The 18,832-nt window shown below is 45.5% G+C and carries 12 protein-coding genes; all 12 read right to left on the reverse strand.

From position 1 onward, the window contains the following. Window positions 1-72 precede the first annotated feature (72 nt). Window positions 73-717 (reverse strand): NADH-quinone oxidoreductase subunit J, encoded by a 645-nt coding sequence (locus ACE1CD_RS22880; RefSeq protein ID WP_374793249.1) that lies wholly within the window; start codon window positions 715-717, stop codon window positions 73-75. A 75-nt stretch (window positions 718-792) separates the two neighbouring features. After that, complete coding sequence (ndhI, locus tag ACE1CD_RS22885; RefSeq protein ID WP_190469615.1) at window positions 793-1,377, reverse strand: NAD(P)H-quinone oxidoreductase subunit I; 585 nt, start codon at window positions 1,375-1,377, stop codon at window positions 793-795. Window positions 1,378-1,470: 93 nt separating this feature from the next. Further along, the gene (nuoH, locus tag ACE1CD_RS22890) at window positions 1,471-2,589 is read right to left on the reverse strand and encodes an NADH-quinone oxidoreductase subunit NuoH (RefSeq protein ID WP_374793247.1); all 1,119 of its coding nucleotides are present in this window, start codon (window positions 2,587-2,589) and stop codon (window positions 1,471-1,473) included. Window positions 2,590-3,422: 833 nt separating this feature from the next. Beyond that, window positions 3,423-5,243, reverse strand: a complete 1,821-nt coding sequence (locus tag ACE1CD_RS22895) for a DUF6745 domain-containing protein (RefSeq protein WP_374826336.1) — start codon at window positions 5,241-5,243, stop codon at window positions 3,423-3,425. A 307-nt stretch (window positions 5,244-5,550) separates the two neighbouring features. Further along, the gene (locus ACE1CD_RS22900) at window positions 5,551-6,687 is read right to left on the reverse strand and encodes a citrate synthase (RefSeq protein WP_374793243.1); all 1,137 of its coding nucleotides are present in this window, start codon (window positions 6,685-6,687) and stop codon (window positions 5,551-5,553) included. Between the two features lie 247 nt (window positions 6,688-6,934). Then, entirely contained in the window at window positions 6,935-7,486 is a 552-nt protein-coding gene (gene sixA / locus ACE1CD_RS22905) for a phosphohistidine phosphatase SixA (protein ID WP_374826337.1), read from the reverse strand. Window position 7,487: 1 nt separating this feature from the next. Then, window positions 7,488-8,669 carry an RNA-guided endonuclease InsQ/TnpB family protein gene (locus tag ACE1CD_RS22910; RefSeq protein ID WP_374826368.1) on the reverse strand — a complete coding sequence of 394 codons (1,182 nt, stop codon included), beginning with the start codon at window positions 8,667-8,669 and terminating at the stop codon, window positions 7,488-7,490. Between the two features lie 191 nt (window positions 8,670-8,860). Then, entirely contained in the window at window positions 8,861-10,141 is a 1,281-nt protein-coding gene (locus tag ACE1CD_RS22915; RefSeq protein ID WP_374793235.1) for a bifunctional oligoribonuclease/PAP phosphatase NrnA, read from the reverse strand. A gap of 224 nt (window positions 10,142-10,365) precedes the next feature. Then, window positions 10,366-10,863 carry an HNH endonuclease gene (locus ACE1CD_RS22920; protein WP_374793233.1) on the reverse strand — a complete coding sequence of 166 codons (498 nt, stop codon included), beginning with the start codon at window positions 10,861-10,863 and terminating at the stop codon, window positions 10,366-10,368. Between the two features lie 80 nt (window positions 10,864-10,943). After that, on the reverse strand, window positions 10,944-14,249 hold the full coding sequence (locus ACE1CD_RS22925; protein ID WP_374826338.1) for a PAS domain S-box protein: 3,306 nt from the start codon (window positions 14,247-14,249) through the stop codon (window positions 10,944-10,946). Then, entirely contained in the window at window positions 14,239-14,409 is a 171-nt protein-coding gene (locus tag ACE1CD_RS22930) for a hypothetical protein (protein ID WP_374793229.1), read from the reverse strand. The genes ACE1CD_RS22925 and ACE1CD_RS22930 overlap by 11 nt, the downstream gene beginning before the upstream one ends. Window positions 14,410-14,742: 333 nt before the next feature. Further along, window positions 14,743-18,693 (reverse strand): adenylate/guanylate cyclase domain-containing protein, encoded by a 3,951-nt coding sequence (locus ACE1CD_RS22935; protein WP_374826339.1) that lies wholly within the window; start codon window positions 18,691-18,693, stop codon window positions 14,743-14,745. Window positions 18,694-18,832 lie beyond the last annotated feature (139 nt).

Consider the following 18,832-nt stretch of genomic DNA (forward strand, 5'->3'; position numbering starts at 1 on the left):
AGATTTGGGATTTGGGATTTGCGATTAGCTCCGCCTTGAAAGGACGGAGCTTGAAATAATGACTAACGACTATTACTTGTTTTGAGCGCCTCGATTGCTTGTCAGCGTAGAAGCATCGCTACCTGCGGGCACCAATTCTCTAGGACGTTCCGGCAAAGTTAAAACTTGTTGTTGTACGCTTGTACTTTCGGTTATTTCCGGCAAAAATTCGCGCCGTGCCAAAACGATCGCACCCACCATTGCGATTAACAATAACACCGATGCTAGCTCAAAAGGTAGCAAAAAGTCGCTAAAGAAATGTTGACCGATTCGCATAATTGAGCTTTCAGTTGTAGTAGCGACTTCCGTAGAAATCGCCCAAGGAGTTGCCAAAACCATTGTGCCTAATAAGACAAACAAACCAGCACAGACTAAGGCTGTTGCTCCCTGACGAAGCCAAGCGCTCTTAAGGGGTGTAAAATCTTGGCGCTTGTTCACCAACATGATGGCAAACAAAATCAAAACGTTTACCGCACCTACATATATCAGCACTTGTGCTGCTGCTACAAAATCAGCATTTAGCAAAATGTACATTCCGGCGATGCTGATAAAAACTCCGCCCAACAAGAAAGCTGAATAGACAATGTTGGAAAACAGCACCACACCCAAAGCTGCTCCAATCATCATCACGCTCAGTATGGCAAACGAAACAATCTGAACCCCTTGCGCTAAATCCACAGTTATTTCTCCTTTTGTTCGTTGTTAATCATTCATAGCCAAGAACAACAAACAACGAACAATGAACTATTAAACCTACTTTTCCGATTTTTCCAAAATTTCCTCTGGAAGTTGACCGGCGCGACGATAGCTGTCTGGAACGTCGTGAGGGTCCATCACACCTTTTGGCAAGTACGCGAGTTCGCGCAGCGGTGTGACCATCGGGTCATCAGTTACTTTATACGGCAAACGTCCCAAAGCCACGTTATCGAAGTTCAATTCGTGACGATCGTATGTGGAAAGCTCGTACTCTTCTGTCATAGATAAACAGTTTGTCGGGCAGTATTCCACACAGTTGCCGCAAAAGATACAAACTCCGAAATCAATGCTGTAGTGTCGCAGCTGTTTCTTTTTCGTTTCCTTGTTGAATTCCCAATCTACTACTGGCAGGTTGATCGGGCAAACGCGGACGCAAACTTCGCAGGAAATACACTTATCAAATTCAAAGTGAATGCGTCCTCGAAAACGCTCTGAAGGGATGAGTTTTTCGTAAGGATATTGTACCGTAATGGGACGACGGCGCATATGGTCAAAGGTAACTGCCAAACCCTGACCGATGTATTTACCGGCTTGAACGGCTTCTTTAGCGTAATCGCCAACTTGTTTGAGGAACTTTAGCATCGTGTCTCACTCTCTTGGGAATTTTAGATTTTAGATTTTAGATTTTAGATTGAGTGCAAATTTGCGATCTAAAATCCAAAATCTCAAATTTATCTAGCCGCCGAAGGCAAAGGGAAATGCTAGCTTGAGGGCGGCGGTTAACAGCAGATTGACCAGAGAAACTGGTAGGAGGAACTTCCACCCTAAATTTAGCAACTGGTCAATTCTGACGCGGGGTACCGTCCAGCGCAGCAGAATAGCGAGAAAGATGAGGAAGTAAGCTTTCAGAACTGTCATGGTGATGCCTAAAGAGGCAGCGATTACCTGCAACCAGGGGTTTGTCTCGCTGACTCCCAACAAGCTGGCGATGCGATCGATCGGAACGGGAAAATCCCAGCCGCCGAGGTAAAGTATGGAAAAGAGTAGAGAAGAGAGAACCAGGTTGACGTAGGAACCCACGTAGAACAAACCGAATTTCATACCAGAATACTCGGTTTGATAGCCTGCTACCAGTTCTTCTTCAGCTTCCGGCAAGTCAAAAGGTATCCGTTCGCATTCTGCTAAAGCACAAATCCAAAATACGATGAATCCGATCGGCTGACGCCAGACGTTCCAACCCAAGATACCGTAACCCGATTGTTGGTCTACGATGTCGATCGTACTGAGGCTGTTGGACATCATCACGATTGCCAGCACCGACAGCGACAGGGGAATTTCATAACTGATCGACTGTGCGGCAGCCCGCAAACCCCCCAACAAGGAGTATTTGTTGTTAGAGGCATACCCTGACATCAGCAAGCCAATCGGGGCAACGCTGGAAAGAGCAACCCACAGAAATACACCAACGGCGATGTTTGTGATTACCAGGTTCTGCCCGAAGGGTACGATCAGGTAGGACAGAAACACTGGGATCACCACGATGATCGGCCCCAGCGTGAAGAGAAGGGAATCCGACTTAGCTGGCAGAATATCTTCTTTGAAGACGAGCTTCATACCATCAGCAACAGGTGCCAGTATCCCGAATGGCCCCATGAATTCCGGGCCAATCCGCTGTTGTGCAGCAGCCGAAATTTTTCGCTCTAACCAGACTGATACCAGCACTCCTACCGTTGCACCAATAATCATCAGCACCATTGGCAGGGGCATCCAAATTGCCTTAGCGGCACCAGCTGGGACGCCCAAGTCCATTAGCGATTCAATAAAGATTGCTTGCAGGTCAATTCCTGAGTTCATGTTTGCCGCTCTCAAAAATGGCTGAGGCAATGCCAAACCAACCGTTACTACTTTGATTTGTGAAGTTTTTTTTACAACTTCACTGTTTAGTATACCTTTGGATGCCGCAAGACTTTGCTGGTGCAACTACAGCAGCTTGCAAGAGGATCGGGTACAGCAAAAGAAAGAATGGGGGAGTGTCCGATGGGGGTCGTGGGGGAGTGGACAAAAATTAGGTATCATCAACGCCTGCAAACCGCGATAAGTGCGGCGTGCTGTCGCGGGTCTTCCCGGTGCGTGCTGAGTGCCTATAAAGGCAATGTCATCTATCTAGAGGATTAACTAAAGATGGAAGTCTATGATGTGGATAGGAAAATACAATAGCTCAAGTTGCTAGTTAAAAAGCTTTCGCCAGCTCTAGATACCCGACTTCTTCAAGAAGTCAGGTATCTGGTCAACAATAAACCGGACTGATATCCTGTCCGGTTGCACTGACATCTAGTAACGTAAGTTGCTAGTTATTAATTTTCGGTAAAATTGTGGTTTGTAGGGTGCGTCAGAGCGTTAAATTTGGGCAATTCACAGTAATTTTTAGGTTCTGACGCACCCTACGGATTATAACTAGCAAGTTGTGTTAGTGTAACAACGATATTTTGGATTTTCTGCGGTCATTGTTAGTTTAAATTTAACCACAGATGCAGGAAGATGAACACAGATGAACACAGATATTATCGCTCTGTTGTTGGAGCAAACGATACTACCGAACATAATATTAAGCTCTAAGCAGATGATTTGAAATAGCTGTAGTGGTAATTCATGAATTACCCCTACAGCTATCCTCCACAAATCCGCGTTCAGGTTTCCATTGCGAATTCTTCTGGATCTATTCCCCAATTTACCCACCGAATTGCTTCTCGTGCAGATGTTAGATTTGGTGGTACGCGCAAGGTGTGAATTTGTCCGGTACTGGGGCAAGTCATCTTCAATAAATGAATTGGCTCGACATCGGCATCATCTATTTTTAATAAAGTGTATTCTCGAAATAAGTCTAATTCTGTTGTTTGCAATTCTTGGCAAATTCTCTCGTAGCCGATCGCTTGAATTAAGACTCGCCTTAACTCCGCGTTTGTTTCCTCTAAAAGCCATTGCGATCGCCACTTTTTCGGGTGCAGGTATCCGTATTTACGAGGTAAGTTTACGCCGCGATAAGCGTACAGACTGTATCCATCGGCAAACTCTATGGCTGGTTCTTCTTCTGCGTGCAATCTTTGTCGATCGTCAAAGTTTATTTTCGTCGGTCGATCGCATACAAAGCAAACATTTTCGTAAGCAAAAATCCAAAAGGCATTTTTTACCAATAACTGAAACAATTCCCATTCCTTTTCAAAGTTATGCTGGCAACCTACCGCCGTAATATAAAATTCAATCTCCTTTGCCCAAGAAGTACCTATTTTCCGGATAAAAGCTTTGGGAAATTTTCCCCATCGATTATCCTGTAATTGCCTACTCATTTCTCGCCGAAGTGAAATCTCCAATCGCCATGCCAGCATACTTCGCTGTCGCTCCCACAATTGATTTTTCAATCGCAATTCTAATTGGCTCTCCACTTGTCGCCACAGTTTTCCCGCTAACTGGCTATCCAGTTCCATTCTTATTGGGTTACCTAATTTTATTTCTCCTTGTTTCTTTATTTCTAAAGCAGCAGCATAAGGGCTATCAAAAAAAAGAACCTCTACCTCATTTTTACCAATAGTTGCATAAGCTGATTTTATTGCATCCTGGGCTTTTTGGCGATCGATTCGCTGTGTGGAAAGTAGGAGCGCATCCCACTTTTCCTTGTAAACCTGAATTAAAGCTTCTTGCTCTGGCGTAAACTCGTTAATGATTTTGTAGCCACATCCCTCAGCTAAAACTCGCCTCAATGCAGGATTATCCTCTTCACCTATCCACTGTCTTTGCCAGTGAGAAGGAGGCAATTTACTGTATTTTTCAGGCAATCTTACGCCGCGATAAGCATAGATATTAAATCTATCAACAAATTCAATTGCAGGTTCTCCTTCTGCATGGAAATGTCCTCGCTCATCTAAAGATATTTTGCTGGGCCGATCGCATATTATGCACAGCTTTCTATAAGGAAGAATCCATCCACAATCTTTCATAAGTGTCTGAAAAACTTCCCACTCTTTGTTTCGATCGCTCTGGCAATTTAAAACATTAATATAAAACTCTGCTTTACAGCAATTCAAACTCCATATTTCCGGTCGAATACAGTTATGTTTTTCTAGTTTTATCGCCAACTTTTCCCTTAATTCACTCATCTGGATGCTGCCCATTTGACTCTTGAGGAGTTGGCTGTGCAACCACTGTTTTAGTTGGCTATCTACTTGTTTGCCTAACTGAATTTCTAATGGTTTCCACAATTTCTTAATTACTGCACCCTTCAGTTTTTTACCGACCTGTTTTATGTGCAGACTTTCCTTATGAATTATAGCCGAATATGGACTATCAAAAAAAACAATTAATGGCTCTTGTTCGCCAATTAACTCATAAACTGCTTTGACTGCTTCGGAAGCTTTTTGACGGTCAATCGGTTCCGTCGAGAGGGCTATACTTCGCCACTTTTCTAGATAAACTGGAATCAGAGCTTCTTGCTCTCGCGTTAGTTTTGCAATCACATTTCTTCGATGAATAAATTGGAAAGTGTTAGCAAAAACGAGGTTTTAAAAACCGATTTTTGATTAGTCCATTTAAGTGGACTTAAGCTATGACGCAGGCGTTTGAACCGCAAATTAGCTTTCCAGACAAACGCAAGATTTAAACATACTTACATATTTTACCAAGAGGCAGAGCCTCTATATTTTCGTTCCCAGGTTCAACCTGGGAACGAGATGTCAAAATTTTTGACTTTTGACTTTTGACTTTTGACTTTTGACTTTTGACTTTTGACTTTTGACTTTTGACTTTTGACTTACGTAGGCTGGACTAGCGTTGTTCGATCGGTATATATCCAGCTTCGTGCAGTCCCGTGTAAACTTGAGTCGGACGGTAGATGCGGTTTTCTTCGAGCTGTTCTTTCCAGTGAGCTAACCAACCCGCCACGCGAGCGATCGCAAAAATCGGCGTAAACAAATCCGTCGGAATACCCATCTTACTGTAAACCAGGCCAGAGTAGAAATCTACGTTCGGGTAGATTCCCTTGTGAGCGAGTTTTTCTTCTACAGCTTTTTCCAACTCCACCGCAATATCGTAGTACTTATCGCGACCGAACTTTTCAAACAACTGCTCGGCCAGATTTTGCAGAATAGTTGCTCGCGGATCTTTTACCTTGTATACTCGGTGTCCGAAGCCCATAATTTTGGCTTTGCGTTCCAGGCGATCTTCCAGAAAAGGACGGACATTTTCCACCGAGCCAATTTCTTCCAACATCGCAATCACTTCTTCATTTGCGCCCCCGTGCAGTGGGCCACCCAGAGTGCCCACCGCCGAAGCCATGACTGCGTAAGGATCTGTCAGAGTTGAAGCTGTCACCCGCGCTGAAAACGTGGAAGCATTCATCGTATGTTCTGCGTGCAGGGTTAAACAGACATCGAATATCCTAGCTGCCAGAGGATCTGGTTCCCGCTCGTTCAGCATATACAGAAAATTCGCCGAATAGCCCAAATCATCGCGTGGCTGTACGGGGTCATTCCCCTTCCGCATCAGCTGAAAAGCTGCCACCATTGTGGGAATTTTCGCCAAAAGTCGCACTACCGCAGCGCGGATATAAGCCGGGTTATCTAAATCTCTGCGCGAATAGAACAAACCCAATGCAGCGGCTGAAGCTTGCAGCGCATCCATCGGGTGTCCGCTTTCGGGAAAGCATTTCATCATATCCCGAATCCGATATTTAATTCGCCGATGGTAGCGAATTTCATGCTCAAAGGCTTCCAGTTCTTCTTTAGTTGGCAGCGTACCCCAAATCAAAAGATAGGATGTTTCCAGAAAGGTACTTTTTTCTGCGAGTTCTTCGATACGGATACCCCGATATTGCAATATACCTTGCTGTCCATCCACGTAGCTAACGCTTGATTGGGCAGCGGGAATGCCTTCCAGACCTGGCTTATACTCGCAGACAGTCATAACTTTACCGTTAATCTTATGTGAAATATATTTTAGGCTAACTTACCAGCAACTTACGTATTGTTGCCGACTGCACAAAAATCTTTTATATCTGGTTAGGGGTTAGGGACTAGGGGTTAGGGAAGAGGGAAGAGGGGAGAGGGAAGAGGGAAAGTCAAAAGTCAAAAGTCAAAAGTCAAAAGTCAAAATTAAGAATTTCTTCCTGCCCCCCTGCCCCCCTGCTCCCCTGCTCGCAAGCCGCTGTATGTCAAGCTAGAAAAAGTAACTTGGGGGATGCTAGCCAAAATAGCTGACTGCGACCGACTGGAGATCCGGTTTCCGGAAGCGTTAAACCGACGATACCGGCTTTTTTGACGACCAAAGAGCCTCGAATTTCACCCCAAGTCAAGATTTCCGCCCAATTTCCCAAGTTTGGTTCGTGACCGACCAGCGCTAGGCGGGTGCTGCCTTTCTGTTGCCATTCCTCGAACCAAGTTAGCCAGTTTTGGATGTCGCCGTCAAAGGCGAGGTCGTTTGATTCTTCCAGTTGGGAACTCAACCCAGCTGCGATGAGAATTTCGGCGGTTTGACGCGCACGCAGGAGGGGACTGGTGAGAATCAAACCGAAATGGAGATTCAATTCGGAGAGTCTGGCGGCGACTTTGCGAGTTTTGCGTTTGCCTTCATCGGTCAGGGGTCGATCGCGATCGTGAGAATATTGTTCTGGTTCGGCAGCTATCCCGTGACGGATTAAGTATAGTTCTTTGACAACTCCCCTGCCTGAAGGCGAGGGGATTCTTGGTTCATCGGGATAGCTCATGCTACTTGCCCTCCCCAAAATTCACTGCGATGTGTCCCACCGCTGTATAGCCACGCTGCAAAACGACTTGCGCTGCTGCAACATCTCGATTGGTTTCATAACCGCATTCAGGACACTTGTGGACTCTCTGAGATAATAACTTTTTGCCTGTATGCGTTTGGCATCTAGGACACTCTTGCGTCGTTCCATTAGGATCTACCTTGGCGAAATATGCACCTCGCTGAAAGCAAACATGACCAAGAATACTAAGAAACTGCCCAAAGCCAGCATCCAACGTATGTTTGCAAAGCATCCCTGCTGACATAGCTTTGAGATTCAAATCTTCAGCGAAAATGGTTTGCGCTCGGTCGCACAAATGATGAGCGGTCTTAAAATGAAAGTCTTTGCGACTATTCGAGATGTACTCGTGGTGTTTAGCAATTTGATGGTGCAATTGACGAAACTTTCTAGAACCCTTTTTCTTGCGCTTGAGTTGACGTTGCAGCGATTTCAGCTTGCTTTGTCCATCAACAAAGAATCGAGGTCTATCAATCAACTCGCCATCAGACGTTGCTAAAAAGTGTTCCAAACCTAAATCAATCCCGACGCCATGACCTGAAGGTGATGCTTGAGGCACTTCGACATCGCACTGCAAAGTGAGCATGGCATAGTAACCAGATGCCCGTCTAACTACGCGAATCTGTTTGACCTCAAATCCTTGAGGAATTGGACGCGACAAGTGCATTTTGACTAAGCCAATCTTCGGCAGGTTAACCCAGTCTGCACCATCAAAACACTTGACGGACTCCTGATTGAGTTGAGGAAACACAAATGAGCGCATCCGTTTTTTGAATCTAGGAAAACCATGTCCACGCTCCCACATAGCTACAAACGCTGCTTCTAACTGACGCAACACCTGTTGCAAAACATGAGTGTGAGGTATCTTCAACTCAGAAATTGACTTCTTTGCTTGTGCCAATGTAAAACATTGACGCGCAAAGGTTGGACGTGGTGTATCGACAGAAATAATGTACTCCTGCCTAATGCTGCACGAGTTAGCATCACACTTTCGAGAATTGACCCAATCCTTCCGTTCTCGCAACGCATAGTTGTAGACCTTCCGACAAATTTCTAGCCAGTAGTCGAAGGTTTCACGTTGCGCGTCGGTAGGAATGAGTTTGTACTCGTAGGTTAGATTTAACATACAACCATTATCTTCACTTTCTGAATAAATGGGTATGTGTTTATTCAAAATCCTCAATGGCGACATTCGATCCAAAAGTCCCCCTAGAAGGGGGAGGCTTGTACCCAGTTTATTGGTCATTAGTCACCGGTCAGTGTCAGTTGTCAGTTGTCAGAACTTAGCGTTAAGCGATCGCAAATCACCGCACCTACTTACTCGCTGTCGATCAAATCGTGAGTGGGGTTAATCAACTTTAAGAGCTTTTGCTTAATTTGGGTATCGAACACTTCCCACTTCAGCTTGGCATACTCGGAGTTTTCGTTGCTGCCACCCAAGAAGCCGATCGGGATTTCAAAGCCACCAGCCATCATCCGTCCGCCGCCAAAAAAGCGCCCTTGATTATCTTGACCGAATGCTTCTTTGAGAAATTCATCGGGGTCGAGAGTGAGCTTCGTGGTTCGCAGCGACCCTATCACCATTTCTATCCCTTCGTCTTCATTGTGGACAATCCCGTACACAAGCGCGGTATGGACATTTTCTTCCGTTACTAAGAAGTCTGCCGCTTGGGGGATGGCATCGCGGTTATCGTAGCGCAAGTAACCGACACCGGCAATCGAAAAGTTGTTTTGTACAGAGCGATTTTTGAGACTGCGCTCGATCACGTCCATAACTCGCTTAGAGCGATTTGTTTGTAGGACGGCATTGAGCAGCTGAGCGTCGTAGAATCGACTGAGATAGGCAGCAGCCAGAAAATCTTCTTCTTGTGCTTGTCTGAGCGCGTTGGTGTCCGATCGCAACCCGTGCATCAGAGATGTGGCACATTTAACGTGTTCGCTGATACTGCTATCCATATTGAGCAACCCTGCTTGCAGGTATTGCGTCAAAATGGTGGCGGTTGCTCGCACGCTAGGCCGAATATCGACAAACTCAGCTTGTAGGTTCCCTTGCAGTTTGTGATGGTCTATCACTACCGTTGTGGGGATACCCGCTTGCTGTAAGAAAGGCATTAACTGACTGGTCGTGCCTTGATTATCGATCAAAATCAAGCCCTGATAGGCTGACAAATCTTTATTCTTGATTGTCTGAATTGTCCAGCGTTCTGCTGGTAGATTTGTCAGCTTTACCAGCGCGATATTTTCTTGGTGAGAGAGGGTGCCAGCATAGACGATCTCGCAGTGGATATCGTATTGCTGGGCGATCAATTTATACGTCCAAGCAGAGGATAAACCATCTGGGTCTGGGAAGTCTTGTACGACGATGAGCTGGCGTTCCTCCCGGTGTCGCTCCAAGGTTTGCCGCAAAGCTTCCAGCTTTTGACCGAACGGTTGGTTAGGCGATCGCTTAGCTTGTTCGCAAGCAGCTTCACTCAGCGACGTTATCGATCGCTTTGTTGCCGTAGGTTCTACAGAGGCTGTATCCGCCTTTGCCTCCACAGATTGCGGCTCTGCTGCTAAAGTCAATCGGTCAAGCGGCTGGAGCGAACGAGATTGCATATGGGGAAGAGGAACTGGTGTGTTAGACAAGTATATCCAGAAACCTATTCACGGCTATGCTGTCATTCAGCACGACGCTATAGGTTGAGAGTGAATTGCTACTTATTAAGATCTTCGCAAAAAAACCAGCTTTCAACATACCCTCCTATGGGGCATTCCTCTGGGTAGAAGTCTGAAAAGCTTTTCTAATAAAAAACCTGCACGCTTTCTGGGGTGCAGGTTTGTTAAGTACCGATGACATATTTACTCCACTCTTGATGCGTTCCGCTCTTTACGTGTTTGGCAACTTCAAAGTATAAACTGCTGTAGGGTTTGCGCGGAGTGTGCCGTAAAAGCATATTCGCTTCTTGTGGTGTCCGGTTCCCTTTTTTGATGTTGCAGCGGACACAAGCCGTTACCATATTTTCCCAGGAATCGCCACCACCGCGAGAACGGGGTAGCACATGGTCTAAGGTTAAGTCGTCACCTGTGTAACCGCAGTATTGACAACTGTGACTATCGCGGTGCAGTATATTACGGCGGGTTAAGGGTATTTCTTTGTAAGGAACCCGGACGTAATGGCGCAGCCTAATCACTGTTGGGAGGGGAAATTCGGAATAGAGGTATTTGCCGTTGTGTTCGACTTGCTCTGCCTTGCCTTTAATCAATAGAACAACCGCCCGCCGCCAGCTGGTGATGTTGAGCGGTTCGTAGGAGGCATTTAACACCAGAACCTTGCCCATTTGAGTTCGATCGATAAAATGTTTTCTATGTCAAGATTATAGTCTCAGCAGACAGGAGACTGGGGATCGAGTTCGATCTTTTAGGGCCGATCGCCAAGCGCTTTTCTCCCCGTCAGGAAATAAGTAACCATTTCGCCTTTGCCTTTGATCGGGATAGGGCCGCGTTCCTCAAACAGATATTTACGTTGTAATATCTCATAAGTGGCGGCTGTGACCTGGATGCAGCCCGGTATGCCGTGAGACTCCATCCGGCTGGCTGTATTCACGGTATCGCCCCATAAATCGTAGATAAATTTCTTGATCCCGATCACTCCTGCTACGACTGGGCCACTGTTAATGCCGATGCGGATGCTGAACGATCGATTGATGGAAGCGTTAAATTGTGCAATTTCTACTTGCATATCCAGCGCCATTTCAGCGATCGCTTCTGCGTGATCTGTCCGGGGTCTTGGCAATCCGCCTACCACCATATATGCGTCGCCAATTGTTTTGATTTTCTCCAAACCGTGTTTTTCCGCCAGTCGGTCAAATTCGGAGAAAATTACGTTGAGCATTTCCACAAGTTCAGTCGGTGATAGACGGGTGGAAAGGTCTGTAAAGCCAACGATATCGGCAAACAAAACCGTTACTTCCGGGAAACTATCGGCAATGTAGCCTCGATCTTCTTTCAAGCGATCGGCGATCGCTCCCGGTAAAATATTCAACAGCAGTTGCTCAGATTTTTCTTTTTCAAGGCGAATGGCTTCTTCTGCTTGCTTGCGCTCTGTAATATCGCGAATTACCGACATCATATGCAGTTTACCTTTATAAAGAAAACTCATGGCGTGTACCTCCATTGGAAAGGCAGTACCGTCCTTCCGCACATGAGTTCCTTGGATTTTAAAATAACCGCCTATTTTAAACAATTTTTGGAGATCGTTTAAGGCGCGTTCGTGTTCTAGAGGATGGATAAATTCGCTTCCGTGCATACCGATAAATTCTTCGTAAGGATATCCATACATCTGGCAAGCAGCGGTATTAGCTTCAACAACGTAACCTTCAAAATCATTAATAATTAAACCATCGCTAGTGGCTTCAAATATGCTGTGATATTGTTCTTCTCTCTCCCGCAATGCTGACTCTGCTTGCGTGCGTGCGGTAATATCCCGTGTTATGCAAACTTGCTCGCCACTCTCCAGAATATAGTGCAAAACTTCCAGTGAAATTTTCCTTCCATCTTTCCTTACCATTGCTTTTTCTCCCCGCCACTGCCGGTCTTTTAGGAGTGCAGGTAGAATTTCTTGTTGATATTGTTGTTCTGCTCTCTGTAAGTCGTCTTCTGAATACATAACTTTCCAGCTTTTCCCAATTAATTCGGCTGGATTTTGGTAGCCGTTAATCTCGGCAAATGCTTTGTTAGTATACAGAAATTCACCTTCGTAATTGAGGAGAGAAATCCCGTCGAGTGCTGCTTCGATTACTGCTGCTTGACGCTGTAATATTGCTTCTGTATATTTGCGATCGGTAATATCTTCCACTACACCTACTATACCGATGACTTTTCCGGTAGAGTCGTGAATCGGAATTTTGCTGATATCGAGCCAAATAGTTTTCCCTTCTGCTGAGGGTTTTTGTTTGGTAGCAATTACGTGTAATTCGGGTGTATCCGTTTCCATGATGTGAAGATCTTGGACGCGGAATAATTCGGCTACTTCTCGTTTGGGAATCAAGTCGTAATCTGTTTTGCCTACTACTGCTTCCGGATTTTCCAGTTGAGCGGATTTTGCCCAATTTTTGTTGCAACCTTGGAAAACCAAATTAGTGTCTTTCCAGAAAACTTGCTGAGGAATATTATCTATAATCAGGCGCAGATATTCTTTGCTTGTTCGCAGTTCTTCTTCCACCTGTTTGCGAGCGGTGATATCGAGTGCCATTGAAGCTATGCCGATCGCATTTCCATCGCTGTCGATCAAAGGTGTGCTATACCACTCGCAAATAATGCTTTTCCCATCTTTAGTAAGGTTCTCGTTTGTGTTGCGAGTTGGACTGCATTTTGCTAAAAGGGCTTCGATAAATTGGTTGACTTCTACTTTAGCATTTTCGGGTACGATCAGGTCAGTTAAATGATGGCCGATCGCTTCATCTTTAGTATAACCAAAAATTTGTTCTGCCGCTGGATTCCATTCAATGACTTCAAAATTTGTGTTAAATTCAATCACTGCTAAAGGTGTCTGTTGGAAAAGCAGGGAAAGTCTTTGTTGCGATTTTTTTAGTTCTTTAGTTCGTCGCTCCACTCTTTGTTCCAGAGTGCGGTTGTATTCCTCCAATGTTTCGCGGGATATTTTTAACTGGCGGGTCATTTGATTAAAAGTGTGAGCCAGTATCCCGATTTCATTTTTGGAATTAATTTCGATAAAGTAAGATAAATCTCCTTGCGCGATCGCTTCAGCACCTTGAGCTAATAAATTAATTGGACGCACGATATATTGAGCCAACATAATTGCCGCAGCAATTGCCACAAAGCTAACAGCTACTGTTAACAAAGTAAAATGGAGAATCAATCTCTGCGGTGCAGCTAATGCCTGGGCTACTGGCTGTTCGACAATAATACCCCAACCTGTTCTTCTGATTAAAGTTGATGTCCCGATAACTTCTACACCTAACAAACCAATATATCGTTTGGCTGTGATTCCCTTACCTCTTTTAATTAGGGGGCTGACAGTCGGAAATGATGCCAAATTTTTTCGTTCTCCGACTACTGTTATATCTTTGTATCCAATTAAATTACCTTCTCGATCGACTATATAAAAGTAGCTGCTTTTCCCAGGTTCAAGGCTACTCAGTCTTGTCCATAAATTTTCAAATTTTACTACCGCTATTACCACAAATTGGGAACCATTTTTTGTTTCGCTCGCTTGCGATATCGTTACCAAAGGTTTATCCTTAACAAAGGAAACTTTACTGATAAACTCTCCTTCTTGTTTGGCGCGAAAGAAAGCCTCTGTCTGGGAAATATTTGTTAATTTATTGGACGCAACTGGTTGACATTCAACTAAACTGTATAATTCTTGGCCTTGACTGGTTGCTAATGTAATTTTTTGGTAAAAACCCGGTTTAAAGAAACCGGGTTTTTGGCATATCTGTTCTAAAGATTGTCTAGCGTTTTCGGTATAATTTCTGGTAAAATTTCCAATTAAATTTAAGTTATAAAAAATGCGATCGACGTAAGTGGAAATGTAAGTATTGCCCAAAGCAATTATACTTTCTTGGCGAGTAGCGATCTCTTGATTGCTAAATCGAAATCCACTATAAATAGATAAAGTACCTCCAGCTATTAAAGGTAAGATGGCGGCAAAAACAAACAGCAAAGCCAGATTTTTAGCTAATAGACGGCGCTTAATTATCATATTTGACAGGTTCTCTCGTACATAGCGTGATAAGTAAACCCGATCGATCTGCCATAATCCTGACGGTATAAGCATTGCTCATACCGGATTCCTGATGCTCTCTTGCCCAAAAAGAACCGTTTTCCAGATTCAGTAGGGAAGAGCCGATCGAGTTTGCCATTAGTACTTATACTAAATCCGGATTAACTACCCCCTGAGTGAACTCTCCGCAAGACGCCAAGGACGCCAAGAATCAGAGGGAGAGAATAACCTGGGTAATCAACCAGGATTTGGGATTAGATTTTGAAGTAGCTCGTTAATGTTCGCTCGCTGACACCCTATTAGCACGAGACTAGCAAAGAGGTTGCAAAAGACGATCGCTAGTTTTTTGAAAGTACAAAAAACTTTAGATATAGCAAAAGTCACTCAGTCAAAAGTCACTCATTGAAATGCTTGCTGTGAATTGGTTCTGGCGTTTTAGGATGCCCTAAGCGCCCTGGCGGTTGCTAGATCGTTAAATAGATAAACCACAATCTTTTCTACCTATGAGAAAATAAGTAGTCATTTCGCCTTTACCTTTGATAGGGATGGGACCCCGCTCTTCAAACAAATATTTATCTCGCAGTAGGGTATAAGTGCTAGCTGTAACCTGAATTTGGCCGGGAATGCCGTGAGATTCCATGCGGCTGGCAGTATTTACAGTATCGCCCCACAAATCGTAAATAAACTTTTTGGTACCGATCACACCGGCAACAACGGGGCCAGTATTTATACCCACCCGCAGTTGCAGGTTTTGACGGGTTTCGGCGTTGAAGATATTAATTTGCATTTGCATATCGAGGGCTAATTCTGCTACTGCTTCGGCGTGGTCTCGCCTGGGCATCGGCAGTCCTCCCACTACCATATAAGCATCGCCGATCGTCTTGATTTTTTCCAACCCATAGCGATCGGTAAGCGAATCAAAGCTTGAGAAAATTTTGTTGAGCAGTTCTACCAGTGCTACCGGGTCTCTCACAGCAGAAAGTTCTGTAAAGCCAACGATATCCGCAAACAAAACCGTACTTTCCTCAAAGCTGTCGGCAATTGTGGTTTCTTCCAGTTTGAGGCGATCGGCGATCGCCGCAGGTAGAATATTGAGCAGCAGACGCTCAGTTTGTTGCTGTTGATAGCGCAGCGCTTCTTCCATTCGCACGCGGTAGGTGATATCGGTCGTTACGACGAGCAAGCACGGCTCACCATTCAAATGGATCTTCTCCGCTGATAGCAGCCCCACAATTATTGACGCTGACTTGCTACGAAACGCGCACTCCTGGTTGCGAACAAACCCGTTTTGGGCCAACATTTGCCTAATTCTATCCCGATCTTGGGGATTGACCCATATCCCCAGTTCTGTTGCTGTTCGACCGATGACTTCTTCGCGCACGAAGCCTGAGTTTATCAAAAAACTTTCGTTCACCTCGATCAAGCGCCCCTCTTCCAGCGTACTGATGGAAATCATGTCCGGACAGGAATGAAAGATCAGAGAAAACTTTTCTTCGGAAACGCGCAAAGCCTCTTCCGATCGCTTCCGTTCGAGAATTTCCACTAATAGTTGCCGATTCGTTTCTTTTAAGACAGCGGTACGCTCCTCAACTCTCATTTCTAACTCTTCATTTGCCTTTTGTAGAGCTTCTTGCGCCTGTTTGCGGGAAGCCGCTTCCATTGCCAAAGCAATAAAATTCGCTAAAGAACCTGCAAAATGCTCTTCTTCTAAGGCCCACTGACGGGCGGGGCCGATATGTTCGTGGCAGATGACGCCGACCATCTTGCCACCGACGCGAATCGGTGCATTCAAGATAGAATTAATACCCCAGGGTGTCAGATAGGTAGCCGAAAATTCGCTTGTTCTGGGGTCGGTATGGGCATCGTGGGCGGCGATAATGCGTTCTGCTTGCAAAGCATAGAAATAAGCGGGAAAGTCAACTGCTTTTAGCTCCAATCCAGAGCTACGATCGCCCGCACTGCGTTTGTATAGATCTAAGCATTGAATTACCGATCGCTCCTCGTTAAATAACCAAACGCTAGCTCGCTCTACTTCCAGAATATCCGTAGCAACTTCTGTAATTTCCCGCACAGCCGCATTTAAATCTCCGGTAGCGATTGTCTTGCGCGTAGCTAAATCCAACAAAGCGATGCTATGTCTGCGGAGGCGTCTTTCACTAGCTCGCAGGGTTTCTTCCGCCCACTTGCGTTCGGTAATATCTCTCCAGACTACATAAAGAATTTGTTTGCCATCGAGGGGGATGGCGGTGAGCAATACTTCGACTGGGAAATCTGTCCCATCGGCGCGACGATGTACCCACTCAAACCGCAAACAGCCATTGGCTAGGGCGGCGGTGTTGTTCTCGTTAGCTTTTTCAAAAGAGGAACGACCATCGGGTTGTATTTCGGGAGATAGCTGGGAGGGATGCAGGTTTAATAATTCTTCTTTACTTTTGGCACGCAGCATGGCTACAGCTGCTTGGTTGCAATCGATGAAGACATCTCCATCTAATAAAAGAATGGCATCTGCTGACTTTTCAAACAGCAAGCGGAACTTATTTTCGCTTTCTCTTAATGCTTCTTCTGTACGTTTGCGATCGGTCACATCTTCGTAAGTCCCTAAAATTCCCACCACATTTCCTTGGGCGTCGTGGAGTGGTACTTTGCTGGTATCTATCCAAGCTGTCTGACCGTTGGCAAGGCGTAAGGTTTCGCTGATATGATATGCGGGGATATCTGCGGCGATGATTTGTCGGTCAACTTCATAAAAGGAGTCGGCTTGTTCTTTTGTGGCAGATAAGTCGTAGTCTGTTTTGCCAACGATGTCATCGGTGGATGCCAAACCAAGATCTGTTACGAGTTTATGATTGCAACCCAGGTAAACTGAGTTTCGATCTTTCCAGAAAACGGCTTGGGGGATATTATCCATCACTCTAGCCAGCATTTCCTGGGATGTCCGCAGCGCCTCTTCTCTAGCTTTGCGATCGCTGATATCGCGCACTACGGCTTGCAACACTCTACGCGATTTGGGATTTTCATTGCTACGATCGAATCCAAAATCTACTGCGGTTAGCCACACTTCTGCGGGAAAGACTGAGCCATCTAAACGACTGTGAAGCCATTCAAAGCGACAACTCCCTTCTCGAAAAGCTGTGGCAATTTTTTGTGCTGCTAATGCGGCTGAGTTTGAGCCATCTGGTTGCAATGGCGGTGAGAAATTGCTGGGCTGTTTACCGCAAAATTGTGCTTTCTCTACGCAGCCAAACATTTCTAATGTGGCGCGGTTGCAATCGAAGAAAGCATTTCCTTCTAGCAGCATGACTGCATCGATCGTTGATTCGTAGAGCGTGCGGAATTTATGCTCGGATTGGGCAAGTTTGGCTTGGATAGCTTTGATTTCGTTAATTTCGTTACCGATCGCCAATATTTCTGTAAGGTTTCCTTGTTCTCGATATTTGGTTTCGGATTGTCTCAGTGCGGTTGTAGCTTTTTCTACAGTTTGTCGTAATTTTTCTGGCGATCGCACCCAGGTAAACACCAAAATGCCGGTCACTAGCGCCAGCACTGTTCCGCTCGCTCGCAACGCCCAAGACATGGATGCTTGAGTTTGCCATCCTTTCTCTGGAATTGCGGCTAACTGCCAGGAACTGTTGGGCAATTGTACCTTGAGGATGACTGGGTTTTTCTGGAAGATGGTCGGGTCGCCGAAAAAGACTGACCTAGAGGAACTGAACTTATTTTGACTGAGTAGGGCAAATTGCAATCGGGAATCACTCAGCGCGGACTTTTCGCTACTGGCGCGATCGAGCAATCTCGCTTCCTCAAAGAGAGTATCGCGATCGATAATTGTGCTTGCCAGACCCCAGTAGGAACTCCTTTGGGGAGTTTCTTGGGTAGGCGTGACGAAAATGGGGGTGTAGGTGACAAATACCTGAGAAGGGGGGATGGGGCATGGGGCATGGGGGGAATTGCCAATCTTGCACCCGGAAGCGGGTAAATCGTATGGCCCGATAACGACGGTATTGCGGGTCTTGATTGCCCGATCGATCGCCTGCCGATGTTCGGGAATCGAAGTCGGTTTAAAGCCTATTTTCCCTTCTTGCCCTTTAAACGGATAAATATGGCTGAGTGCTGTGTTTTTATACAGCGCTATGCTGCGGATGCCTGTTTGCTGTGCTGCGATCGCTCTACCCAGCCGTTCAAATTCTCCGAGCGCGATTTCTGGATCGATCGAGACGTATGCTACCAGACCCCGTTCGAGAAATATCCTAGAGGTTAGCCCACCTTGGAGTTTAGCTTGCACGGTACTGAGCTGGTTGAGAACATCGGCGCGATCGCTCAGAAGGAAACGCTGTTGCTCGGATCTGTCCACAATCCACACACCGGCAATCATCAACGCCGCTGCCGATATCCCTGCAATGTAAGGTAAAAGGCGGAATTTCATATTCGTATTATCACTACAAATTCCTGCCCGATCGAGCGATATCGATCAGTCTCAAACGGATGAATATCCCCACAGTTCAACTTGTGCCAATCCCGATGTGGGGATAAACTACCTGCTTAATCTGTATAGCCTGTCCTTA

Origin of the sequence: Aerosakkonema sp. BLCC-F183 (genome assembly GCF_041929145.1) — a bacterium.
Lineage (GTDB): Bacteria > Cyanobacteriota > Cyanobacteriia > Cyanobacteriales > Aerosakkonemataceae > Aerosakkonema.